The sequence below is a fragment of the Vibrio algarum genome (assembly GCF_028204155.1).
Classification (GTDB): Bacteria; Pseudomonadota; Gammaproteobacteria; order Enterobacterales; family Vibrionaceae; genus Vibrio; species Vibrio algarum.
In genome coordinates this window covers 220537-245117 of the sequence record NZ_JAQLOI010000003.1, presented here as the reverse complement: position 1 = coordinate 245117, position 24581 = coordinate 220537, and the positions used below count along the sequence as shown (strand labels likewise).

Below are 24581 nucleotides of genomic sequence, written 5' to 3'. Positions count from 1 at the left end.
CAATGAAATCTTTTCAATCTTGTCGCAATAAAACGCTAAGGTTAGCTCCTATTGCACTCGCTGTTCTGTTGTCTGGCTGTGCGGTCGGTCCTGAATATAACGAGCCAACCATTTCGATGGCAGAGAGTTACCTATATTCGGATACCCATTTGTATGCAGAAAACAGCTCGGTAAAAAAAGAGCATGTCAGTCTTCAGAGTCGTTATTGGTGGAATCAGTTCAATGATTTAACCTTGAATACACTTGTTGCCGACGTACAAAAGCAAAACGTGCCAATAAAAATGGCGGCCCAACGTATTAAAATGGCGAATAGTTACAAATCGATTGTTGAATCTTTTAAGGTACCAACCATCAATGTTGGTGCTGGTTATTACAATTATCAGTTAAGCAAGAATGACTCATTGATGGGGCCAGCACTCTCGCCATTAAGTGAAACTACCAGCGCCTTACCAGCACAATTGGGTAGCACGACGTTGTTGGACAATCAGCACGATGGTGGTTTTTTGGGCGCAAGCATTACCTGGGAACTCGACATTTTGGGACGTATCGATCATCAATCGAATGCTACCGAAATCAGGGTAGAACAAGCAAGTTTATACGCTGATGGACTAACAACACTGATCACCGCCGACTTAGTGCATAACTATTTACAGTACCAAGGAGCACAAGAGCGCATCCGCCTTGCTGAATTGAATATTGAAGATCAGAAGAAAAGCCTAAACCTTATCGAAAAAGTAGTAAGTAATGGCTACGGTTCAGATCTTGATTTGGTTCAAGCGAAAGCGTCGTTAGCCGCGATGGAATCGATCATTCCACAATTAGAGATCGCTCAACAAGTCCATAAAAGACGCATTGCCACTTTATTGGGTGAGCCTTTATCTCGTGTTGATATTAGATTAGCAGGGAGTGATGAATTACCCGAATTGGATGGGTTAATTCCTATTGGGTTACCTTCAGACCTACTTCAACGACGCCCTGATATCAGAATGGCAGAACGTGAAATGGCCGCGATCAATGAGGAAGTAGCTGCCAGTATCGCCAATCGTTATCCCAAATTTTTCTTAACGGGAGCGCCTGGTGTTTCAGCCAGTAGTTTTGACGACTTATTCAGCGGCGATTCTGTAGGTTGGGTGGGTGCTGCAGGCGTGAGTTGGAATGTGTTTGATGGTGGACGAGGTGCTGCCATGGTTGAACTAAACGAAGCACGATTCGAAGCTGCGGTCTTAGGGTATGAGCATGCGGTTGATTCAGCTATCACAGAGGTTGACTCGATGTTATTTGCTTATGGACGAAGCCAAGAAAACGAAAACAGAATTGATCAAGCACTAGAGGCATCTGAGAAAGCGGTCAGTAAAGCAGTTTCTCTCTATAATGCGGGTCTAATCGACCACCTGTCAGTACTTGATGCTCAGAGACAGAAGCGTCTCATTGAAGACAGGCAAATTGCCGCTCGGTTACAAGTAGCACAAGTTACCGTTGGTGTGTATAAAGCATTGGGAGGGGATTGGGAGATAGATGCCGACACAGTGTTACAGTAATTGATTGTTATCAATCACAAACGTAACGCTGATATCGTGTTCTCGAATATCTAAATAAATACCTCAACAGCGCCTCTCAATTTGGGAGGCGTTTTTTATTATCGGGATAGTTAGTGATTAACCTCATAGAGCGGCCTATTTACCTGATGTCGATGCCAAAAAATAATCCCGAGCATGAAAGGAATTTGTATCACAAAGAACACTGCGGCAAAAACGACGTATTCTCCATTATTAAATATGTTAATCGCAATCGTGGCGACCAAAGCAAGGTTTCGCACCGGACATTAGGTAGACAGCAACATTGATTGGACCCATTTATAAAAATCAAGTTATTCAATCGTCAATATTCATAATAAAGCGCTACTAGAACTTATCAAATTGTGGACATAGAATATATAACCCACCTAAAGAAGATACATTTCTGCCATGCAGCGGACCATTTAAAAAAGTAGTAAATAAACCAAATTAATAATCTGCTACGTGAGTTAGTTTATTAATAATTGTTTCGAATTTTAAGGCGTTAATATAGGCCAATATTGATTTTAAACAAATAATCGGGGTCTAACTTATGTATGATGATCGTTCCGATAGGTGAGAGTTTATTTTATATACTCTTTAAAAGGGAACCAAGTAGAAGCTTGGGCTGTACCCGCAACTGTAATTGGTGAGTTGATAGCGATAGACCACTGGAGAGATCTGGGAAGGTGCTACTCAATGGAGAACCATAAGCCAGGATACCTGCCTATAGGAACAAGAAAGCAAGCGAGCGGGTGTCTCGACGTTTATTCGTTATTCTCAAAATAACCAATTCTCACGATCCCCCCTCTGCTGCTAATTTAATGTTCAGGTCTTTTTATATATTTGCATTTTTTCAATATATATAAATTATACGACCGATATATATATGCCGGGGAGTGGATATATTATGGTTTTAAGGTTTAAATTTAAGTCAGTGCCAAAAGTGGTACTGCAACTGGTTATTTTAGTGTTAACTAGTTTCTCTTTATCGGCTAATGAAGGACAAGATAAAACCGAAAAATCAGCGATTGTTTTAGCTGCGTTTGGTACAACCTATAATAGCGCCATAGGTGCGTTGATCGATATTAAAACTGAAATGGAAAATGCGTATCCTGATACGCCGGTACGTTTCGCTTTCACCTCAAACTTCATTCGTAAAAAATGGCATTCCAGACAAAATGATCAGGAATACCGACTCGCCCATCCGGAAGTTCCTGAAAATTTCTATCAAGTAAAAAACGTACTTGGCACCATGGCCGATTTTCAAAACGAGGGATACAAGAATATTGTTGTACAGACCACGCTATTAACCCATGGTGAAGAATTTATCGACCTGAGGGCTTATGTCGAGGCGCTGGCTTCTATCAATACGGTTAAAGAGAAATGGAAACCCTTTAATAAGATTGCTCTTGGACGTCCATTAATGGGGACTTGGGGCACGACATTTGAGTACCGTACAGACTTACAAATCCTAGCGGATGCGTTAAAAGCCGATATTGAATTGGCGAAAAAGAACAAAACGGCGTTGGTTTATATGGGGCACGGAAACGACCATTTATCTACCGGACTTTATTATGAGCTTGGCGAACTTCTAAACGAAACCTATCCAGAAGTGAAGAGTTACGTTGGGCTGGTCGAAGGCCACCCAAGTTTCGATACCATTCTAAAAAAGATGAAAGCGGATGGTGTTACGCAAGTCACTGTCAAACCTCTAATGGTGGTTGCAGGCGACCATGCTACCAATGACATGGCAAGTGATGAGGAAGATTCATGGAAAGTGATGCTGACAAACGCGGGAATTAAGGCAACCCCTATTCTTGAAGGGCTGGGAAGCAGCGACGCAATTCAAAAAATATTTCTACGTCACTTGGCTGATGCGGCAGAAGAAGCGGGTATCGAACTCAACTAGTTAGTTTCTATAGGGCGCGAGTTTTCGTGCCCTCAGAAAAAATAAACAATAGGCTTTTAAGTGGAATCAATAAATAGTCAATCGTCAGAAAGTAACGTGCTTATCGATATCAAAGGGCTTTCACGATCGTTTGGAAAAACTAAAGCGGTCGATGACGTTAGTTTTACTATCAATCGAGGGGATATTTGTGCGTTTCTTGGTCCTAATGGCGCAGGAAAAACCACCATCATAAAAATAATGACAGGGCTATTGGAACCTACTTCAGGTGAAATTTTGTATGAAGGTGAGGCGTATAACCCGAACCGTTTAAGCCTAAAAAGAATGATTGGCGTGGTTCCTCAGCACAACAATATAGATAAAGAATTAACATTGCGTGAGAACCTACATGTGCACGGACTTCTGTACAAAATGCGCGGTGAAACGTTAAAAAACGCCATCGATAAAAGCTTGGAATTTGCAGGCTTGCTGGAACACAAAGATAAACCTTCAGGAAAATTGTCCGGTGGCATGAAACGTAAGCTAGTTATTGCAAGGGCGCTAATGCATGAACCGAAAATACTCTTCTTAGATGAGCCAACGGTAGGGCTAGACCCATTGGCTAGGCGCAATATGCTCGCCTTTCTCTCCAAGATAAACCGAGAGCGAGACTGCACCATCTTTTTGACGACTCATTATATTGAAGAGGCGGAAAAACTCGCTGAAAAAGTCATTTTTATCGATAACGGAAATATTATCACTCAGGGCACCAGTGAAAGTTTGAAGCAGCATATCGGACAATTTGTGTTGGACATCGGTGATGAAGAATTACAACAAGAATTCTTCGCCGAGCGCGCACAAGCACTGTCTAGATTAGGGTCGCTAGAAGGGGAGCCCGTTAGCATAAGAGAAACCACGTTAGAGGATGTCTTTCTTTACTTCACTGGAACAAGGTTAACTAAGCATGCTTGATGGTGTAACGGGAATTTATTACCGAGAAGTAACGGTACTGAAGAAAAAAATAGTGCGCATATTGTTGGCGGCGGCGGTTCCTCCATTTCTCTATCTGATGGCGTTTGGTTTTGGTGTGGGTAAAGGAACCACAGTAGACGGTATTGATTATCTAACCTTTTTGCTGCCGGGCTTACTTGCCATGTCGAGCATGAATTACAGTTATAATATTGCGTCAGAAATTAATATCAGTCGCTTCTATCTCAAGATATTTGAAGAGTACCTATTGGCCCCTAATCAACGTTGGCAGATTATTGTCGGTGAGGTGCTGTACGGTATGACCAAAGGGATGATTCCGGTGCTTATTGTGGCTATTTATAGTCTGGCTTGTGGTATCTCTCTTCACTTTTCCATATTTTTTGTTTTGGCTCTATTTCTTCATCTTATCGCGTTTGCATTGATCGGTCTGATTGTGGCACTTAAGATGAAAAACCACCGTGACCAAGCCACAATGAACGCCTTTATTATCACGCCAATGATGTTTCTTTCTGGCACCTTTTTCCCTGTTGATCAAATGCCGTTCATTATTCAGGCGGTTGCGGCGATTTCCCCACTGACTTACAGCGCCGATTTAATACGTTCTTCTTTACTAGATACAGGCACGTTTAGCTTTATGTCTCTGGCTATACTTGTTTGTTTAAATGTTGTTCTCGTGTTGATTGCCAACCGTATTGTGCAGAGGGTAGAAACATGAAACGTTGGCTAATTGTTATATTCATACTCTCGTTATTTATATCTATGCTCATCGGTCCCCATTGGATCAACCCTCTCGATATGTCAAAAATTGAGCACAGTATCCTGACTGAGTTGCGTTTACCAAGAGTACTTTTTTCTGCGGTAATTGGCGCGATGTTAGGGCTTAGCGGTAGCATTTATCAGCTCACCTTAAAGAATCCGCTAGCAGACAGTTTCACAACGGGTGCCGCATCGTCATCTGCTTTGGGCGCGGTATTGGCCATCTCATTAGGTGTGCCTGTTCAGTTTATCTCTGTATTTGCATTTGTTACCGGGCTGACAGGGTTAATGATGGTTTACCGAATGTCGTTAACCGGTGGTCGAATTAATCCTATTACGATGATACTTGCTGGTGTTGTGATGAACATTATCGCGTCTGCGATTATCAGTTTCTCTAAGTACTATTTTGAAGATTCATTGAATTCCATTGTGTATTGGTTAATGGGTGGCATTTTCATGGTGACATGGGGTCGGTTGTTCACCTGCGTAGCCCTATTTGGATTGGTTTATCTATACCTGAAAAGAAACGCGACGAAGTTAAATGTGTTAGCGCTAGATGAACATTCAGCTCAAAGCCTAGGCATTAATGTCCATCAGATGCGAACATTGATCTTCGTTATGTCTACACTGCTCGTCTCTGTTGCTGTTAGCTTTTCAGGCATCATCGGCTTTGTTGGCTTAATCGTACCTCATATTTCACGTAGCCTATTTGGCAGTGATATGAAAAACAACATCTTCTATTCAAGCTTGTTCGGTGCTTTTCTACTTATGGCTTCGGACACCCTTTCAAGAGTCATAATACCCGGTGGAGCAGAGTTACCTGTTGGCATCTTAACCGCCATTTTCGGCGGTCTGTTTTTCTTCTATTTACTCAAACATCGTAGAGAGCATTTTTGGAATGGCTAGTATCAACATAAAAAATCTCTGCTACAACAGAGGCGAATTCTCCCTAACTATACCGTCACTGACTATCGGTGACGGTGAAAAAGTAGCGCTGATGGGAGAAAACGGATGTGGAAAAAGCACGCTTATAAATTTACTCGCAGGTCTCATAGAGCCAAATAAAGCGTCCGTTCATTATCAAAATGAGCCTTTGGAATCTATCCCGCACTATAAACGTGCTCGTCTGTTTTCTGTGTTGCCGCAGTTCTCTGATATTTCGTTTCCGTTCACGGTTTTTGAGGTGGCGTTGTTAGGAAGATTTGTACATATGACAGGGTCGGAATACCAACAAGAAGACAAAGATAAGACGATGCATTTATTGGATTTGCTCGACATTTCCAAATATAAGGATCGAAGTTATGCAGAATTGTCCGGCGGTGAAAAACGCAGAGTCATGATCGCAAGGGTTCTTAATCAAGAAGCGCCAATTGTGTTTCTAGATGAGCCCAATTCTAGCCTTGATGTACGCCATACACTGGAGATATTCAGCCATCTTCAACAGTTGTCTCAGACAGTGGTTACGTCTGTTCATGACGTTAACCTGGCGGCTCGTTATTTTGATCGTTTTCTATTTTTTAAAAATGGTGAGCTTATTTTTGATGTGTTGAGGAACGAAGTGACCACTCAACTGCTTTCGGAGGTTTACGATGTATCGGTATCTACTGACACTACTAGTTTTAGCTTTGGTTCCTAGCGCACACGCCTATGAAAGATTGGTGCTGCTAGCACCAGCAGCAGGCGATATTGTGTCGAAGCTAGGTGCAGAAAACAAAGTCGTTGGAGTGACCAGAAGCAACCATGACTTTCCCGATGCATTGCAAATTGGTTCTCATATCAAACCAAATGTTGAACTGATTAAAGGGTTAGAACCTGACTTGCTTATTATCAGCTCCAATCGTTTCTTTTCCGATCAACTTGCTGCTCAGGTCAGTGCCGATGTCATTAAATATGATCCAACTAACCTAGATGGCGTGCTTTCTGAAATAGCAAAGCTTGGTGATGTCTTGGATAAGCAAGTTGAGGCGGCTGCGCTTGTACAGGAAATGAAATCAATAAGGGACCAAATTAAGCCACTAAGTGAGCAAAAAAGCGTGGTGTTTGAGGTGACACAAAGTCCATTCATGATCGCCGGTCAGCGCAGTATTGTGAACGGGATTGTCACCGCAGCGGGCGGGCGATTGATTGCGCCAGAAGAGAGAAAGATAGCCAAGTTCAATGTAGAAAGCGTGTTAATCCAAAGCCCAGATTACTACATATATCAAGTAGGCCCGATGAACAAAAACCCAACTCCGCCAACGGATAGGGCCAACTATCAGATGATGGAAAGTGAGGTGATTAAAGTGGATCAGCTCGATTTCTCAAGAGCAAACACACGATCATTTTCTCTGGCTTTGGAACTGAATAAAAGGTTTCTTCAATGATGCCTATTAAGAGCACCAGCAATCGTAAGGGAATATCTCGTGGGTAAGTTAAAGCGCTCCACGAAAAAAAGTGATCTGCGTTGGGGGTTTACCACAGGCGCATGTGCCGCTGCCGCAGCAAGAGCAGCCGTAAGAATGCTGATCACACAGAAGCCGTTCACAGATATTGAAATAACCCTACCAAATAAAGACAGCGCGAGGTTTGTTCTTGAACGTTTGGAGGGAACGGGGCCCGTCCTCGCTGGCGTGATTAAAGATGCAGGTGACGACCCAGATTGTACACATGGGTTAGAGATCCAGTGCAGTGCGCAATGGTCAAATGAGAACGGTATTAAGTTGATCGGTGGTAAAGGCGTTGCTCAAGTTACCTTGCCAGGGTTAGAGCTAGAAGTCGGTGAACCGGCTATCAACCCTGTACCGCGAGCAAATATTACAGCGATGGTTTTGTTGGAACTGGCTCAAATAGAGCCCCAATACCGGATAGGTAAAGGAGTAGAGCTGACGTTTATTGTTCCAAAAGGTGAAGAAGCGGCGAAAGAGACAACCAGTGAAAGGTTAGGTTTGATTGGTGGGATCTCTATTTTAGGCACCAGAGGCACAGTTAAGCCTTACTCAACCTCAGCTTACGCGGCTTCAGTAACACAAAGCTGCCAGATAGCCTCAGCCAACGGGGTAGATCATGTCGTGCTGTCCACGGGCACACGTTCGGAAAAAGCGGGAATGGTTCTGCTTCCTGAATTGAATGAGCTGGCCTTTATTCAAGCTGGCGATTTTATGGGTATAGGTCTTAGGGCGGCTAAACGCTACCAGATTCAGAAAGCGACCATGGTGGTGATGATTGGCAAAATGGGCAAGTTGGTATCCGGCAGAATGATGACCCATGTTTCTGGTCATGCCGTTCGATTTGATTTTTTGAGTCAACTGGCAAAAGAAGAAGGCCTAACAGAAAAGGTATACGCTGATATTGCCAGTGCGAACACAGGGCGACACGTTCTGCAGCTTATTCAGAAAGAAAACAGTAAACAAAAATTCCTAAATCGCTTGTGTGAAGAAACCTTTAACCAAGCACACCACTATGTGAAACAAGCGCTAGATATAGAGGTTTTACTTATCGATTTTAATGGGGCATTGCTTGCGAGCTTCCCCGTTAAAGAGGAAAAAATCATGCAAAACATTGACCAGAAGGCGAATTGAAAATGGAAAAAATGAAGCAAATGACCCGTGATGGTCAAGCAATCGAAAACGGTTCTTTTTCAATTATCGACCAAGAGATAGAGCAATTTCATGGTGGTCATCAATTTACTGACCAACAGTGGCAAGTTGTGAGACGCGCTATCCATACTACTGGCGATTTTGAATTCGCCTCGCTGTTTCGGTTTAGTGAAGGAGCCGTAACAAAGGGTATTGAAGCGCTTAAAAAAGGGTGTCCAATAATTAGTGACGTTACCATGATTACTAGCGGCCTCAGCGCGCAACGTCTTTCTGTTTATGGCAACAAAACACACTGTTTTATTAGTGACGAAGATGTCATCGCCACAGCAAAAGAGCATGGAGAAACGCGCGCTATCTGGTCGATGCGAAAGGCGAGGATCTTGGTCTATTAGACGGTGCGATTGTCGGTATAGGCAACGCACCAACAGCACTTTATGAAGTGTTAAGAATGGTAGAAGGGGGAGAAGCGACCCCCGCGTTGATCATTGGCATTCCGGTTGGTTTTGTTAAGGCGGTTGAATCTAAACAGGCTCTTCTTGAGCAAGATAAAGTGCCAACAATTGCCAGTATTGGCCGAAAAGGTGGTAGCCCCATTGTCGTGTCATCTATTCATGCACTTTTTTATCAAACGGTGTAACGCATTATGGTTAGGATTACAGTGGTCGGCGTACCAGAAGATGGGTGTCTTAGTTTAACCAGTCGAGCGGTCAATGCCGTATCTAAAGCTCGAGTAGTGGCGGGTCATCCTAGGCATCTTGAATGGTTTCCTCAGTTTAAAGGGACTTTTCTTGATATGACGACAGGCTTTGCTCAATGGATGAGCCAGGTTATCGACGAGAGTGAAGAGGGTGATGTGGTTGTGCTCGCCTCAGGTGACCCTTTATTTTTTGGAATCGGAACGACGTTGCTTAAAAAAATGCCTGCGGAAGAGTTGAATTTCATCGCGACGCTTAGCTCTGCGCAACTTGCTTTTTCACGCCTTGGTCTACCATGGAATGAGGCTCGTTTTCTTTCCTGTCATGGGCGAAGTCTGCAAGGTCTTACAAGCCAAATGCAGCAAGGTGATCTGTACGCTTTCCTTACCGACTATAAAAATACACCTCAAGTACTGGCGCAACATTTGTCTGCTTTTTCTGAAACTAATTGGACACTGGCTGTTTGTGAGCAGCTTGGTGGACCCGGTGAAAGTATTCGTCGATATAGCGTAGACGAGCTTGCAGCAGAGAATAGTGAATTCGATAAGCTCAATGTTGTCGTTGCCCAGAGAAAATCAAAAGACCTTTGGGGTGGAAACGGTCAGTTTTCTAGTGATGCGAGTTTCTTTAAACGGCTGCCTCAAAAGGGGTTAATTACCAAGCAATCGGTTCGTAATCTTGTTTTAACCACGCTAAGAGTACAACCAGACAGTGTTGTTTGGGATATCGGTGCGGGTTCAGGCTCTGTCGCTATTGAGTCGGCAAAACTTTGTTGGAAAGGACGGGTATTTGCAGTTGAGTGCAATGAAGCGTGTTTTGAAAGTATCCAAGAAAATATTTACGCCCACGGGACAGACAACGTCACTTTAATAAAAGCCAAAGCCCCAGAAGGGTTGGATGAACTCTCAAGGCCTGATGCGGTATTTGTCGGTGGAAGTCGCGGACAGATGGACGACATTCTATTAACCGCATGGCAAAGCTTAAACGCTGGCGGTCGTCTTGTCGTTTCTGCTGTCACTATTGATACGGTGTCAGAAGTGTACCAATGGGCGAAACAGAACCAAATTCATCTCGATACTCAGGTTATCAATATCTCACAAACTCAACCCTTAGCGCACTACCAGCGCTATCAGGCTGAAAATCCAATTCATTTATTTTCAATGATTAAAACAGCGTAGGAGCAATAATCATGAGCAACAATCAACTAGGTCAGCTATACGCAGTAGGCATTGGAACAGGAGACAGTGAACTGTTAACCCTCAAGGCAGTTCGCCTTATACAGGAAGCGGATGTGTTGGCCATTCCTGAAAAAACGAAGGGTAAAGCAGATTCGTTTGCGTGGGAAATAGTAACCGGTGCGGTTAAAGAAGAAGACATTTCAGCAGAGCGTTGTTTTTTGCATTTTCCTATGACGCGTGATGCTTCGATTAATGTCCCTGCGTGGCGATGTGCGGCTCAAACCATTCTCGATCGCCTAGAGCAGGGTAAATCTGTGGTATTTGTCACCGAAGGCGACCCTTCTGTATTCAGCACGTGGGCGTATATCCAAGAAGAGCTAACAGAAATAGCACCGCATGTTGTCCCTACTATTGTTCCCGGAGTGACCTCTATTACTGCTGTTCCTGCGGCGACGAAGATTCCACTGGCTGATGGAAAAGAGCGTTTTTGCGTTGTCCCAGCCACCTACGGAATTGAATGTCTCGAATCATTAGTGAAAGATTTCGATACCATTATGCTAATTAAAGCTGGGCGGATGATCCCTCAGCTCTCAGAAAAACTGAAAAACTTGGGACTGGAACACACCGCTACGTATGTCTCTTATGCAAGTACAGATAAGCAAGAGATCTACACCAATTTGGATGATGTTCCCGAAGAGCACCGATATTTCTCTATGGTGCAGTTGTCTATTCGTTCTCGTAAAGGTGTGCTTCGTGGCACCTTGTCTGCGGCTTAATCAGAGAGCGTGACAATGAAATTAGCGATATACGCCATCACAGTAAACGGAGCTAAACAGGGCAGACGGTTGAAACAATCATTGCCATTTGCCGATCTGTTTGTTGCCAAGGTGGCTATTGATGATACCCCAGAGGCTGAATTGCTCTCTTATCCGTTAGCGGGATTTGTAGCGGATACATTCTCGAAATACGACGGGCATATCTTCATCTGTGCCAGTGGCATTGTCACTCGAATGATCAGCCCATTAATAAAAGACAAAAGGATTGATCCTGCGGTTATTTGTTTGGATGAACAAGCGAGATTTGTTATCTCCATGCTTTCTGGTCATCGAGGTGGGGCAAATGAGCTGACAGAGCGTGTTGCTCATATTGTCAAAGCAACCCCTGTGATTACGACCGCTTCAGACACATCAGAAACTGTCTCTGCGGATATGTTTGGCGCGCCTTTTGGTTGGTCACTTGACCCAGTCTCAGAACCATCGATTACTTCTGTCTCGGCGGCGATTGTGAACGACCAGCCTGTTGCCATTGTGCAGCAATCAGGGGAGAAAAAGTGGTGGAAATACGACAAGCGAATGCCAACAAATATCGTTACTCATACCGACCTTGCGGATATAGACCCGGTACAGTTTAGTGGGTTGCTGCTAGTTAGTGACGTTAAAGACCCCGGTATTTCCCAGTGGGATAACCGCGTTGTGCTTTGGCGACCAAAGTCGCTGGTACTTGGTATTGGCTGCGATAGAAACACACCGCTTTCAGTGTTGAAAGCAGGAATAAAAGCTTTTAGCCAAGAAAAGAACCTCTCGTTGGATACTATTCACTCACTATCCAGTATCGACTTAAAAAAGGATGAAGTTGGCATTCTTGAGTTATCCGCAGAAAAACAGTGGCCCTTCATCACTTTTTCATCGGAAGAACTCGACGGTATCGAGGGCATTGAAAATCCATCTGAGTATGTAAAAAAAGTGACGGGAAGCAACTCGGTTGCGGAAGCTGCTGCATTAAAACAGAGCGATACAAAAAGACTTGTCGAACCGAAATGGGTGTTTAAGCAAGACGGTTACAACATGACGGTTGCGTGCTGCAGAAAAGAATTTACGGAATCACTCGTTCAACACAAACGAAAAAACTGGTTTGGTCAGAAAAAACACGGCAGCGAAGAGCGGCACGGTTTGAACACCGCCGAGCAGATTGAAGTGAAGACGAACGCCCACGGCAGTGAAGTGGTGGAAGGCTTCCAATGTAAACCTAAGCATGTGGATTTAGATAGACCGATGCTTTTCCACCGTCACCATATTCTGCTTTGTGAAGGTAAACGTTGTGCAAAAACAGGCACGAAAAATCTAGCACATGATCTGAGAAACATGCTTAAAGAAATGGGGCTAGCAAGCGGAAATAAGCGAATAAAAATCAGTCGAACCATGTGTGCCGGAGCGTGCCGAAATCGGTCTACGCTCGTGGTTTACGAACGGGTTCAAAATGATCGTGCATCAAAAAATAACGCACAGTGGTTGAGAAACGTAGAAGACTTATCAGAACACCAATGGCGTGAACTGTTTCAAGCTCTCTCGGAAAACAGACCCCTAACAGACGTAATAGATAAACACTATTTTGCAGCGGTAGAAGACGCTGACAAGGAGAATAATTGTGGCTAAATTGTCATTGGTTGGGTTGGGCCCCGGCAGCCTAGAAATGATGTCCATCAAAGCTCAGGAAGTGGTAAAAAAAGCCGATGCTATTGTAGGATACGCGCCCTATGTGAAGATGGTCGCATCGCTAATTAAAAGCCAGACCATCGTTAAAACAGGCATGACCAAAGAGTGGCAACGAGCCGATTCTGCCATTCAGATGGTACAAGAAGGGAAGAACGTAGCATTAGTCTGTTCTGGTGATGCGGGTATGTACGCCATGGCTCCGTTAATTTTTGAAATGCTTACAGATGGCGGGGTTCCTATTGAGGTAGAAACGATTCCGGGCATCACTGCAGCCAATGCATGTGCTTCATTAGTAGGTGCGCCTTTAGGGCATGACAGTTGTACTATCTCACTTTCGGATCTGCTTACGCCGTGGCACATCATTACAAAGCGTATTGAAGCAGCAGCGAGCGCAGATTTTGCCATCACTTTTTATAATCCACGTTCAAAGAAACGCCAGAATCATATTCTTGAAGCTCAACAAATTTTATTAAAGCATCGCAATCCACAAACCCCAGTGGCGGTGGTCAATGCCGCTTATCGAGATGAACAGTCGGTACAGCTTTCAACCTTGGACAGCTTTACTGAACTCAACTTTGGAATGAATGCGGCGGTCATTGTTGGTAACAACAGCAGCTATCGTTTTGAAGATTGGATAGTGACACCGCGTGGTTACAAAAACAAATACACATTGGACGATGGAGAGACCAGAGAAGGTCAAACACCCGGCCGTTCGCTCATACAGAATACAGAAAAGAATGAGGTTTCAGCATGACAGTCTATTTTATCGGAGCAGGACCCGGAGACCCGGATTTGATCACCGTTAAAGGTGCAAAATTGGTTGAGACCTGCCCTGTTATTTTATATGCAGGAAGTTTGGTTCCCAAAGCGGTAATTGAACGTGCTAGCCCAGATGCACAAGTGTTTAATTCTGCCAGCATGGATCTCGATGAGATAACCAAGGTTTATACAGATGCCTTTGCAAACGGGCAGGATGTTGCTCGGGTTCAAACCGGTGATCTTTCTATCTACTCTTCTTTAGCAGAGCAGTCTCGTCGGTTGAATGAACTTGGTATTGATTGGCAGGTTGTTCCTGGTGTTTCGTCATTTCAGGCGTCTGCTGCGGCACTTGGCCAAGAGCTTACGTTACCAGAAGAGTGTCAAACCATCATTCTTTCTCGCGCTTCAGGCCGAACGCCGGTACCGGAAAAAGAGAACCTTAAGGCGTTGGCGTCTCACGAGGCGACCCTTTGTCTGTTTTTGAGTGCCACCCTGATTCGAAAAGTCGTTAGAGAGTTAAGTGATGTGTACCCGCAAAACTGGCCTGTTTGTGTGGTAGAAAAAGCATCTCACCCAGAACAGAGAATAATTCGCGGCACATTGGCTGACATAGCGGACAAAATGCACGAAGCGAACATTCGTTCTACTGCCATGATTATCGTAAGCAAGGTGTTTGCCATCGACGATTTTGTAGATTCTAAGCTATACGACCCAACGTTTTCACATGCCTGTCGTAAAGCAAAAGTGGTAGAAACCTCAGATAAGGAGATGGCAAATGACTAATCACAATACAACCTGTGGAAAGGTTTATCTTATTGGTTCCGGCCCTGGTGATCCCGGTCTACTTACCTGCCGAGCAAAGCAGCTTTTAAGCGAATGTGATGTTGTCTGCTATGACAAACTGGTTGCGCCAGCGATTCTCGCCACCATACCGTGCCATGTGCAGTTGCATCAGGTTGGTTACCGAGGTTATCAAGGGGGGCACATTAATTATGATATGCATCCGGACGTTTTAGAGTTCGCTTTGGCGGGTAAAAGTGTCGCGCGTCTTAAGTCTGGTGATCCTTGTATATTTGGACGCACAACAGAAGAGTGTCGAGACCTGAAATCCCACGATATTCCTTACGAAATAGTACCCGGAATTACAGCCGCTCTTGGCGCTGCAGCGTACTCGGGCTTTCCTTTGACGAGCGCAGGTGTGGCATCCAGTGTGACCTTTGTTAGCGGCCATGAACATTCGAAAACCATAGCGTCGTGGGGTGAATTAGGGCGTTCAGGTGGAACCCTTGTGCTGTATATGGGCGCAAAAAAACTGGCCGCTCATGCGACCAACTTAATTGAGAATGGTAGAAATCCAACCACACCGATAGCGTTAATTAGCTCTGCTACTCGTGCAGACCATGTTTGTTTAATCGCGACATTAGAAACCATTGGTGAAAAGCTAAAAACATGCGAAATTACGGGGCCAGCATTAACGATTATCGGTGAAGTAGTGGCTCAGAGCAGTGAAATGGATTGGCGAAATAGTCTGCCATTAACAGGCGTACGTTTTATGGTTGCGGGTCAATACAGTTGTTCTCGGTTATTGAAAGAGCAAGGAGGAGAGGTGATATCCATACCTGAGCTCTCGAATGAGTCATTACTGGATAAAGAAGATCTTGAATATCTTTCCAATCAAAATGAGCTTGCCTTTTCTGATCTCACTTCATTCAATACGTGGATGAAAGCACTGAAAGAATATAGTTATGATATTCGCAAGTTCGCTATGCCTTTAGGTAGTACGAGCGCAGTGGTACGTGAAGCGATGCAAGATATAGGTATTACTCCTCAAAATCTCGCGACGACAGCATTAACATTAACGGTCGATGAAGCAAAGGCTTTCGGTGATAAATCGCACTTTTACTTAGTTGGTAGGCTAACCAATGAACCTCTCGGTTATTCGCTGCCAGAGACACAATGGTTACTGGTTGATGACGTAGTTATCGCTCAGTACCTTCTTCAATATCAACCAGAACTTGCCGACGGATTAAAGATTGTACCTTTAAATGATCAAGCCAAAGAGTGGGCGTTAGAAAAAGGATTGATCGTTAACGGCGAAGAGACACCAGAATTTATAGATACGGCAGAGTTATCCGATTCTTATGCGTGCTCTTATGTGGCCTAGTATGGATTTCTCTACCGGACAAACGCTATTAACCGGTGCACTGGTGCTGGTTGCTGCGTTATGGGTAGATAAATTGCTTGGTGAGCCGACTAGGTTCCACCCATTGGTAGGATTTGGTCGATTCGCGAATTGGGTAGAAAAGCGCTGCCGCTGCTTGGCTTTTTTAACTGAAAGGCAGCAAGGTATCTTGGCGTGGTGTCTTTCGGTTCTGCCACCCACATTGCTTAGTACGTGGTTAGTGACCTTGTTGGCGCAGTTTTCCTTGGTTGGATTTTTCTTGTTCAATACGCTGATTTTGTATCTAACCATCGGCGGCAAAAGCCTCATTGAACACGCCAACAATATCTATCTACCGTTAAAATCCGCTGATATCGAAGAAGCGCGTTTTCAAGTGTCGATGATAGTGAGTCGAAACACAGAGAAAATGGAAGAAAAAGAGATCACATCGTCTGCAATTGAATCGGTATTGGAAAATGGCAATGACGCTGTTATCGCCCCGATGTTCTGGTTTATTGTATTGGGCGTGCCCGGTGCAGTGCTATTTCGTTTAGCGAATACGTTGGATGCGATGTGGGGATATAAGAATGAACGTTATCTCGATTTTGGCCGGTTTACAGCAAAGACCGATGATGTTTTAGGCTGGGCGCCAGCAAAAATAACGGCTCTTCTTTATGCGTTACAAGGTAACTTTTCAGGGGCTATTTTTTGTTGGCGAACACAGGCGAAAGAATGCAGTAGCCCCAATGGCGGTGTTGTAATGACAGCCGGTGCAGGAGCTTTGAACGTTACGATAGGTGGACCAACGTACTATCATGGCGTTCTTCACGATAAAAAATCGATGGGAACGGGCCGTATTGCCACGTGGGAAACCATCCCCTTAGCTAATCAACTGGTATCAAGAGGGAGCTTAGCATTAAGTTATCTCTGGTTGGTTACGGTATTAGTAGGAGTCAGTTAATGGTCATTAAACACGGTGGAAATCTTTTACAGATTGCCAATCGATATGAGTCGGATGTAAAGGATTGGCTAGATTTGTCTACTGGCGTAAGCCCTTTTACTTACCCCATAGGCGAGATACCAAATCATGTTTGGAATCAACTGCCACAGACGAATGATGGCTTAGAAGCCGCTGCCAAAATTTACTACAACGCCCCGAATGAACCGGTTGCCGTTGCAGGTTCTCAGGCGGCAATCATGTTGTTGCCTCGTGTTTTGATGAGCTATCAAAAGAGTGAAAGGTGTGTGGTCGCTTTGCCAAGAGTCGGTTACAAAGAGCACGAACATGCATGGCGTACTTTTGAGCAAAATAATTCACATTGGCAGGTATTATTATACGAAGAGTTTCCTACTAGTGAACAGGTCGAACGCAGTGACGTGGTGTTGGTGATCAATCCTAACAATCCTAGTGGGCAGAAATTTTCTAGCGCTTATTTGAAGCAGTTACATCAATCGTTACAACAAAGGAACAAGGCGTTAATCGTCGACGAGGCGTTTGCTGATATTCCATCCGAACAGAGTATGTTGACCCCTGATACCGATATGGATAATTTGATTGTGCTACGGTCGGTGGGTAAGTTTTTCGGTTTAGCTGGCGCTAGAGTCGGGTTTGTATTTGCAAATACTGCGATTAAACAACAGATTGAGGAGCTAATGGGACCATGGACAGTTACCGGGCCTAGTCGTTGGGTAATGAAACAAGCATTGCTAGATTCCAAGTGGCAATCCAGGGTAACAAAACGTATTCAGCAAGCGTCTGAAAGATTAAATCAATTATTAGATAATACGCTCTCTTTCCCCCGCGCTGGGACTGATCTTTTTACAACCGTCTATACAGACGATGCCATACATCTTCATGATCAATTATGCCGACTCAATATACTCGTTAGACTTTGCGATGAGAAGAATGCGCTTCGTTTTGGTCTTCCGGAAAACGAGTTTCAGTGGCAGAAATTAGAGCGTGCTTTGCTGGAATTAAAGCAAAAAATAGGAGCTTCTCAATGAGTACAAAAAAAGGGGCTGTTGAGCTTGTTATCGGTGGTGCTCGGTCAGGTAAAAGCAGCTATGCCGAACAGGTAGCAAAAGAGTCGGGTAAAGCGGTTATCTATGTGGCGACATCTGAAGTTCGTGATAATGAAATGGCAAAGCGTGTTGAATTACATAAAGCACAAAGGCCAGCGCATTGGCGTGTTGTAGAAGAACCTTTTGCGCTTTCTAAAGTATTGCGTGAACAGAGCAAAGAAGACAACTGTATTCTTGTTGACTGCTTAACGCTTTGGCTGAGTAATTGTCTGTTTGGAGAGACAGATATGGAATGGTCAGAGGTCAAATCAGAGTTATTAGATACCTTAGAACAATTGCCTGGACAGGTGATTATGGTGACCAACGAAGTTGGTTGCGGCATTGTTCCAATGGGTGAGATGAGTCGAAAATATGTCGATGAGGCTGGATGGCTACATCAAGCCATTGCTGCTCGAGTAGCTAAAGTGACATTAGTGACTGCGGGCTTACCTATGCACCTAAAAGATCAATAATGGAGCTAGAAAATTATGTGCTGGCTTAACTTTATTACCTTAAATTCAGTCGCTCCAATTAAAAACCTTCACCAGATAAGCGACGCAGGTGCAGGTAAAGGGCTTATGCAGCTTCATCCAACTAGAGACACGGAACTTATTGTTTGCGGAATGGCGAATACTTTGCTCGAAGGGAAGGCTTTTCCATCTCCTGTTTTGAGTAATGGCTCTGTTACGCCTGCTATTCTTGTTCACGGTATATTTAAAGCCTTGCGAGAACAAGGTCATAAAATTCGATTGCACTGTTATCAATTAGGGTTGGACTCCGTACCTGACTTTCATGGTTGTGAACTCGATGAGGTCATTACGCATTATTGTAAGGTAGGCGAGGAAGCCGAGTTGGTAGAGCAGACTTTGATCCCAGAATTGCGTCGTCAGCAATTGAACGGTGAAGAGCACTTGATAGCCGAATCTGGTATTGGCGGGACAACATTTGCAACCTTGTGGTTGCAGCGTTGGATAGACAACAACCTGTGGTTTGCAGGGAGTACTAAAGATAAAAAGAAACTGGCGTTAAAACGTGCAGCGATTAATGAGTTGCTAGAAAAAACAGAACATTTACCGCTTGAAGCAAACGCCTATACAGACAATACCGAGTATTCCGATCCGGTTCAAAGAGCCTGCTGTGCTTTGCTAGAAAGTGATCTTGATAAGGTCAACTTTGCTGGTGGGGCAATGATATTTGCGCCCATTATCGCAATGCAAAAAACAACAAGAGTGAAAGAAGTGTCCGTTGCGACAACGCGATGGGTGCTAGATGCTGAGGATTCAAAAACAGTCGCCAAGGCTTTGCCAGACAACTGTGAACTGCGGATCCCAAAAGTAAAGTTTCATCAGTCTGATTTCCACGCGATTCGAATGTATGAAGATGGCTATGTCGTTGAAGGGTGTGGTTTAGGAGCCTGTCTAGAGTTTGCTGAACGACACGGGCTTCAAGATAGTGATCTGGTTGCCAGTTTGGATAAAGCTGTCGCCCCTTGGTATGAAAAGAAAAACGAGTGTAACGAGAACCACCAATACGAATCGCTTTAATATTGTAGTTAAATGAATTGGAAAGAATTATGCAATCTTGTTCAAAAGCATTAATGGTTCAGGGAACCACGTCTGACGCAGGTAAAAGCGTTCTTGCTGCGGGTTTATGCCGAGTACTGGCAAGAAAAAACGTCAAAGTTGCGCCATTTAAGTCGCAAAATATGGCACTTAATAGTGCCGTAACTGCCGATGGTGGCGAAATAGGTCGAGCGCAAGCGGTACAAGCTTATGCCTGTTATCTGGAGCCTACGACTGACATGAATCCGGTATTATTGAAGCCAAATACTGATACTGGTGCGCAGATTATCGTACAGGGCAAAGTATTAACTGATATGGACGCTAAGGGTTATCACAACTATAAACCCAACATGATGCCTTATGTGATGGAGTCTTTCGAAAGGCTACAAAACAAATTTGATAGCGTCATTATCGAAGGCGCAGGTAGCCCAGCTGAGATAAACCTACGTGATCACGATATTGCCAATATGGGCTTTGCAGAAGAAGCCGACATTCCTGTAATTATTGTAGCGGATATCGATAGAGGCGGTGTATTCGCCCACCTTTATGGCACGTTAGCGCTGTTAAGTGAAAGCGAGCAGAACCGAGTGGTTGGGTTTGTTATCAATCGCTTTCGCGGTGATATTGCTCTGCTACAAAATGGTCTTGATTGGTTAGAAGAGAAGACAGGTAAGCCAGTTATTGGGGTATTGCCGTATTTACATGGCTTGATGTTAGAGGCTGAAGATGCCATCAATGTCAGTCAATTAAGTAACGATGAACCTAAATTGACGGTTGTTGTTCCTGTATTACAGCGTATCAGCAACCATACGGATTTTGACCCTCTGCGCATGCACCCAAATGTAGACCTACAGTTTGTCGGAAAGAACCAACGCATGCCTGCTGCCGATCTTATTATTTTGCCGGGCTCCAAAAGTGTACGATCCGATCTTGAATTTTTACGCAGTCAGGGCTGGGATGAACAGATTGAACGACACCTTCGCTTTGGTGGCAAAGTGATGGGTATTTGTGGTGGTTATCAGATGCTTGGGGAATTGATTTCAGACCCGCTTGGTATCGAAGGGCCAAGTGGGGAAACTAACGGGTTAGGCTACTTGGCTTTGCAAACTGAGTTGCGTAAAAACAAACAACTCAAACAGAGTAAAGGCTCCCTTACCTTACCGGGGCAAGAAACGGTAGACGTATTTGGATATGAGATCCATGCGGGGGTAACAAAAGGGGCTACTGAATCAGCGCCATTAGAACTTAAAGACGGTAAAGACGGTGCGGTTGGCATGGATAATCAGGTATTTGGCAGTTATTTGCACGGCATTTTTGAATCACCTGACGCGTGTGGCGCTATTCTTTGTTGGGCTGGTTTGCAAGAGGCGCAAGGATGTGACTTTGCTCAAATGCGTGAAGATGGTATCAATCGTGTCGCTGATACTATCGAAGAATATTTAGACCTGAAACGTTTGTGGCCGGATTTAAATTTGTGGGAGAAGTAAGCAATGAGTAAAACGGTAAGTTGTCCCGCATTGGTTGTTGTTGCCCCTAGTTCTGGGAGCGGAAAAACCACCGTTGTGGCGGCTATTGCTCGATACTTTAGTAAACAGGGCAAAAAGGTACGCGTGTTTAAGACTGGCCCTGATTTTATCGACCCTAATTTTCTTGCTTTCGCGTCAGGCAATCCAGTGTATCAGCTCGATTTTTGGATGTGCGGAGAAGACCACTGTAAACAACTTGTCGCGCAGGCTGCCCAAGACGCCGACCTGATTTTAATAGAAGGCGTGATGGGCATGTTTGATGGGCAGTGTTCAAGTGCCGACATTGCTGCAACCCTTGGTATTCCGGTTATGGCCGTTATAGATGCTGGTGCTATGGCTCAAACCTTTGGGGCGATTGCTTACGGACTCGCAAATTTTCGAAATGATATTGAGATGTTCGGTGTGTTTGCTAATCGTCTCGGCTCGGCAGGACATGGAGAAATGCTAAAAGAAGCCTTGCCAGAGTCACTAGAATTTTGTGGATACTTACCTAAAAATAGCGGATTAACACTACCTGAACGGCATTTAGGCTTGGTTCAGGCACAGGAATTAGACGACTTAGATGAGAAGTTAAATCTTGCTGCCGATTTGATTGCTCAAACGGGCGAGATCCCTATGCCACCTGTCGTAAATTTCACTTTAAACGCCGAGGTTACACCTAAGCCGTATTTGAAAAACACAACCATCGCCATTGCTAGCGATACAGCCTTCAGTTTTATCTATCAGGCGAATATTGATCTACTAGAGCAGTGTGGCGCTACACTGTGCCTATTTTCGCCTATTAATGGTGAAACTCTACCCGAGTGCGATGCCTTGTATTTGCCGGGTGGGTATCCAGAGCTATACCTCGAAACGCTGTCATCACACCTTGCATTAAAATCTCAAATTATTGAGCATGTTGAAGCGGATAAACCCGTAATCGCAGAATGCGGAGGTATGCTTTATCTGAATCAAACATTAGAAGATGTGAATGGTAAATCGGCTGAGATGTGTGGTGTACTCGATGCGCATTCACAAATGCAATCGTCGTTGGCCGCCCTTGGGTTAGTAGAAGGTGAACTTGCCAAAAACGAAACATTACGAGGACATACCTTTCATTACTCCAAGACAGAATCCCAGCAACCAGAACTGTGTTTGCCCGTTTCCCAACGGGGCAGAAAACTAGACCCTGTCTGGGTGCATAAAAAGGTGGTGGCTTCTTATATCCATTGGTACTTTCCCTATAACCCTAAGTTGGTTGCAAAGATATTCAAAGGCGAACTATCTAGAGGTGAGCAGGTGGGAGTTAAACAGTGAGGTTTATTCTTATCCGTCACGGGCAAACCGAGTGGAATCTTAAAGGACGAATTCAAGGTTGGCTTGATAGCAAGTTAACCAAAGACGCGGTTGTTGGCCTTAAAACAACCGACCTTCCTAAACTTTATAACCCAATTCTTTTTAGTAGTGATTTAGGCCGAGCTAACCAGTCTGGTGAAATTATTGCAAACAGGATTGGAACACATGTTATATCCGATTCTCGTTTACGCGAGCGCAGGCTTGGTGAACTAGAAGGAAAAATAGCCGATAAAGACCACCATTTACATGCCCATTGGCGCACGTATCAGAACCGTTACACTAAGCAGATTGGTAACGCGTTTGGTATCGAATCTGAACAGGATTTTGAAAAGCGTATTCGCTCATTTATGGCTTCGGTTAACGAACAGTCTTCAGAATCAGACATCGTTATTGTCTCTCACGGTGAATGGATACGAGCCTTCATTAATATCTTGGAAGGCATTCCTTCATGGCATAGTGGCTCGGGTATCCCAGACAATGGACGCGCTATTTTATTATCAGCGTGATATTTTTTTATCTTAGTTCCGTATTATTTTATCTTAGTTCCAGTATTATTTTATCTTAGTTCGAGTATTAATAGAGAACACGCAATGACAACGACCAAAATAGAGTTACTTAGACATGGTTTGCCAGAAGGGGACGACTGTTTTCGTGGGCATACTGATTTCCTACTGACGAATACTGGGATGGACCAGATGAACGCGTCAGTGGCTAACAGTGTGGTGCCCGATTTAGTGCTTTCTTCTCCGTTATTACGTTGTCGTGATTTTGCCGAACAATATGCCCAAAAGTATAAATTACCCGTGATTATTAAACAGGAATTCAAAGAAATTGATTTTGGGGATTGGGATGGGCATAAAAAACAGGCGGTTTGGGATAATGAACAAGAACAACTAACCAAATTTTGGGCGGACCCGTGGAATATGACGCCGCCGAATGGTGAAAGCCTGAAAGACTATGACAAGCGCATTGTACTAGCGTGGCAAAATATGCTGCAAGAATACAAAGGTAAGCGACTTCTGTTAGTGACCCATGGCGGTGTGATTAAGCAGATCATGCGTATATTGCTAGAGATGCCACGGACAAATACCTATTTACAGCGTATGAATATCCCGTACGCCGCAAAGGTTGAAATAAGCGTGTATCACGATGAAAACGGACAACTTTGGCCAGAGATTCACTGGCCAGTATCTTGAGAAGACACAATGAAAGATAAACTAATACGAGAGCTGCAAGTATTCTTGTTAGCCATATCCATATTCACCCGAATTCCCGTCTCTGCTTCTGTACCCTACAGTGAAGCGCGTAAAAACGAGTCATACAAATACGGTGGTTTGGTTGGCCTTGTCATTGGCGGGTTAACGGCTCTGGTTTATATGATTGCTGCTTCAATTTGGCCGACAGAAGTCGCGGTGGTTATTTCTATGGCTTTTAGTGTTTATGCGACAGGCGCATTTCATGAAGATGGCTTTGCTGATACCTGCGATGGTTTTGGTGGTGGTTTCACGCCGGAGCGTAAACTAGAAATAATGAAAGACTCTAGGGTAGGGGCGTATGCACTATTAGCGGTTGTTTTGATTTTATTGCTCAAATATACCACTCTAGTCTCGTTAGAACAGATCCCTTTAGCCCTTGTCATTGCACATGTTCTTAGCCGTTCTATGGCGATTAGTTTCATCTATACCCACGGTTACGTGCGCCAAACTGAGCAATCAAAACTAAAAATCGCTAAAAGCCCGAGCAGCAAATACGATTTTTTAACCATGATAATAATTGCTGGCTTGATGACGCTTTTCATCCCTACCTTTAAGTTGGCCTTTGTACTTATTGCAACGCTTTTGTTGGCACGAATCTGGTTTTCTAGATGGATGATTAAACAAGTGGGCGGTTATACCGGCGACGCTCTAGGCGCAATACAACAAATTTCTGAAGTGCTCTGTTACCTGGTGTTTCTTGCGGTTTAAGAGATGACTATTTCTCGTCCCTTATTATTTCCATAAAATCACGGGCATTTCCATGAAGCCCTGTGTTATCTCCACGAAAGTGGAGA

The 24581-nt window shown here is 44.2% G+C and carries 25 protein-coding genes and 1 riboswitch; all 25 genes read left to right on the top strand.

All coding sequences use genetic code 11. The annotated features are described in order from the left end of the window. Positions 1–2 precede the first annotated feature (2 nt). The 25 genes from PGX00_RS16455 to PGX00_RS16335 all read left to right on the top strand — a co-directional run bounded on the left by PGX00_RS16455 (position 3) and on the right by PGX00_RS16335 (position 24495). Positions 3–1538, top strand: a complete 1536-nt coding sequence (locus tag PGX00_RS16455; RefSeq protein ID WP_272138585.1) for an efflux transporter outer membrane subunit — start codon at positions 3–5, stop codon at positions 1536–1538. A 572-nt stretch (positions 1539–2110) separates the two neighbouring features. Beyond that, positions 2111–2298: riboswitch (cobalamin riboswitch) on the top strand. 165 nt (positions 2299–2463) lie between these two features. Next, positions 2464–3465 (top strand): sirohydrochlorin cobaltochelatase, encoded by a 1002-nt coding sequence (locus tag PGX00_RS16450; protein ID WP_272138583.1) that lies wholly within the window; start codon positions 2464–2466, stop codon positions 3463–3465. A 60-nt stretch (positions 3466–3525) separates the two neighbouring features. After that, complete coding sequence (locus PGX00_RS16445; RefSeq protein WP_272138581.1) at positions 3526–4413, top strand: ABC transporter ATP-binding protein; 888 nt, start codon at positions 3526–3528, stop codon at positions 4411–4413. Continuing rightward, positions 4406–5146, top strand: coding sequence for an ABC transporter permease (locus PGX00_RS16440; protein ID WP_272138579.1), 741 nt, complete (start codon positions 4406–4408; stop codon positions 5144–5146). Before PGX00_RS16445 ends, PGX00_RS16440 begins: the two co-directional genes overlap by 8 nt. Further along, positions 5143–6093, top strand: coding sequence for a FecCD family ABC transporter permease (locus tag PGX00_RS16435; protein WP_272138577.1), 951 nt, complete (start codon positions 5143–5145; stop codon positions 6091–6093). The genes PGX00_RS16440 and PGX00_RS16435 overlap by 4 nt, the downstream gene beginning before the upstream one ends. After that, positions 6086–6823: an ABC transporter ATP-binding protein gene (locus tag PGX00_RS16430; RefSeq protein ID WP_272138575.1), complete on the top strand. Its 738-nt coding sequence runs from the start codon at positions 6086–6088 to the stop codon at positions 6821–6823. The genes PGX00_RS16435 and PGX00_RS16430 overlap by 8 nt, the downstream gene beginning before the upstream one ends. Continuing rightward, complete coding sequence (locus tag PGX00_RS16425; RefSeq protein WP_272138573.1) at positions 6777–7550, top strand: ABC transporter substrate-binding protein; 774 nt, start codon at positions 6777–6779, stop codon at positions 7548–7550. Before PGX00_RS16430 ends, PGX00_RS16425 begins: the two co-directional genes overlap by 47 nt. Before the next feature lie 39 nt (positions 7551–7589). Then, on the top strand, positions 7590–8744 hold the full coding sequence (locus PGX00_RS16420; protein ID WP_272138571.1) for a cobalt-precorrin-5B (C(1))-methyltransferase: 1155 nt from the start codon (positions 7590–7592) through the stop codon (positions 8742–8744). A 2-nt stretch (positions 8745–8746) separates the two neighbouring features. Next, the gene (locus PGX00_RS16415; RefSeq protein ID WP_272138569.1) at positions 8747–9154 is read left to right on the top strand and encodes a precorrin-8X methylmutase; all 408 of its coding nucleotides are present in this window, start codon (positions 8747–8749) and stop codon (positions 9152–9154) included. Between the two features lie 47 nt (positions 9155–9201). Beyond that, complete coding sequence (locus PGX00_RS16410; RefSeq protein ID WP_272138567.1) at positions 9202–9399, top strand: precorrin-8X methylmutase; 198 nt, start codon at positions 9202–9204, stop codon at positions 9397–9399. 6 nt (positions 9400–9405) lie between these two features. Continuing rightward, positions 9406–10635 carry a precorrin-6y C5,15-methyltransferase (decarboxylating) subunit CbiE gene (cbiE, locus tag PGX00_RS16405; protein WP_272138565.1) on the top strand — a complete coding sequence of 410 codons (1230 nt, stop codon included), beginning with the start codon at positions 9406–9408 and terminating at the stop codon, positions 10633–10635. A gap of 11 nt (positions 10636–10646) precedes the next feature. Then, positions 10647–11411, top strand: coding sequence for a precorrin-2 C(20)-methyltransferase (gene cobI, locus PGX00_RS16400; RefSeq protein WP_272138563.1), 765 nt, complete (start codon positions 10647–10649; stop codon positions 11409–11411). Between the two features lie 15 nt (positions 11412–11426). Then, positions 11427–13067: a cobalamin biosynthesis protein gene (locus PGX00_RS16395; RefSeq protein WP_272138561.1), complete on the top strand. Its 1641-nt coding sequence runs from the start codon at positions 11427–11429 to the stop codon at positions 13065–13067. Then, on the top strand, positions 13060–13881 hold the full coding sequence (cobJ, locus tag PGX00_RS16390) for a precorrin-3B C(17)-methyltransferase (RefSeq protein WP_272138559.1): 822 nt from the start codon (positions 13060–13062) through the stop codon (positions 13879–13881). The genes PGX00_RS16395 and cobJ overlap by 8 nt, the downstream gene beginning before the upstream one ends. Continuing rightward, the gene (gene cobM, locus PGX00_RS16385) at positions 13878–14669 is read left to right on the top strand and encodes a precorrin-4 C(11)-methyltransferase (RefSeq protein ID WP_272138557.1); all 792 of its coding nucleotides are present in this window, start codon (positions 13878–13880) and stop codon (positions 14667–14669) included. The genes cobJ and cobM overlap by 4 nt, the downstream gene beginning before the upstream one ends. After that, positions 14662–16050, top strand: a complete 1389-nt coding sequence (cobA, locus tag PGX00_RS16380; RefSeq protein WP_272138555.1) for a uroporphyrinogen-III C-methyltransferase — start codon at positions 14662–14664, stop codon at positions 16048–16050. The genes cobM and cobA overlap by 8 nt, the downstream gene beginning before the upstream one ends. Next, positions 16040–17008 carry an adenosylcobinamide-phosphate synthase CbiB gene (gene cbiB / locus PGX00_RS16375; RefSeq protein ID WP_272138553.1) on the top strand — a complete coding sequence of 323 codons (969 nt, stop codon included), beginning with the start codon at positions 16040–16042 and terminating at the stop codon, positions 17006–17008. Before cobA ends, cbiB begins: the two co-directional genes overlap by 11 nt. Further along, on the top strand, positions 17008–18051 hold the full coding sequence (gene cobD, locus PGX00_RS16370; RefSeq protein ID WP_272138551.1) for a threonine-phosphate decarboxylase CobD: 1044 nt from the start codon (positions 17008–17010) through the stop codon (positions 18049–18051). Before cbiB ends, cobD begins: the two co-directional genes overlap by 1 nt. Next, positions 18048–18581 carry a bifunctional adenosylcobinamide kinase/adenosylcobinamide-phosphate guanylyltransferase gene (cobU, locus tag PGX00_RS16365; protein ID WP_272138549.1) on the top strand — a complete coding sequence of 178 codons (534 nt, stop codon included), beginning with the start codon at positions 18048–18050 and terminating at the stop codon, positions 18579–18581. Before cobD ends, cobU begins: the two co-directional genes overlap by 4 nt. Positions 18582–18596: 15 nt before the next feature. Continuing rightward, on the top strand, positions 18597–19652 hold the full coding sequence (locus PGX00_RS16360; protein ID WP_272138547.1) for a nicotinate-nucleotide--dimethylbenzimidazole phosphoribosyltransferase family protein: 1056 nt from the start codon (positions 18597–18599) through the stop codon (positions 19650–19652). Positions 19653–19681: 29 nt separating this feature from the next. Further along, positions 19682–21157 (top strand): cobyric acid synthase, encoded by a 1476-nt coding sequence (locus PGX00_RS16355; RefSeq protein WP_272138545.1) that lies wholly within the window; start codon positions 19682–19684, stop codon positions 21155–21157. A 3-nt stretch (positions 21158–21160) separates the two neighbouring features. Continuing rightward, entirely contained in the window at positions 21161–22492 is a 1332-nt protein-coding gene (locus PGX00_RS16350) for a cobyrinate a,c-diamide synthase (protein WP_272138543.1), read from the top strand. Next, positions 22489–23037, top strand: coding sequence for a histidine phosphatase family protein (locus tag PGX00_RS16345; RefSeq protein WP_272138542.1), 549 nt, complete (start codon positions 22489–22491; stop codon positions 23035–23037). Before PGX00_RS16350 ends, PGX00_RS16345 begins: the two co-directional genes overlap by 4 nt. A gap of 84 nt (positions 23038–23121) precedes the next feature. Next, a complete protein-coding gene (locus PGX00_RS16340; protein ID WP_272138540.1) occupies positions 23122–23727 on the top strand; it encodes a histidine phosphatase family protein in 606 nt (201 codons plus the stop codon). Between the two features lie 9 nt (positions 23728–23736). Further along, on the top strand, positions 23737–24495 hold the full coding sequence (locus PGX00_RS16335; protein WP_272138538.1) for an adenosylcobinamide-GDP ribazoletransferase: 759 nt from the start codon (positions 23737–23739) through the stop codon (positions 24493–24495). The last annotated feature ends 86 nt before the right edge of the window (positions 24496–24581 follow it).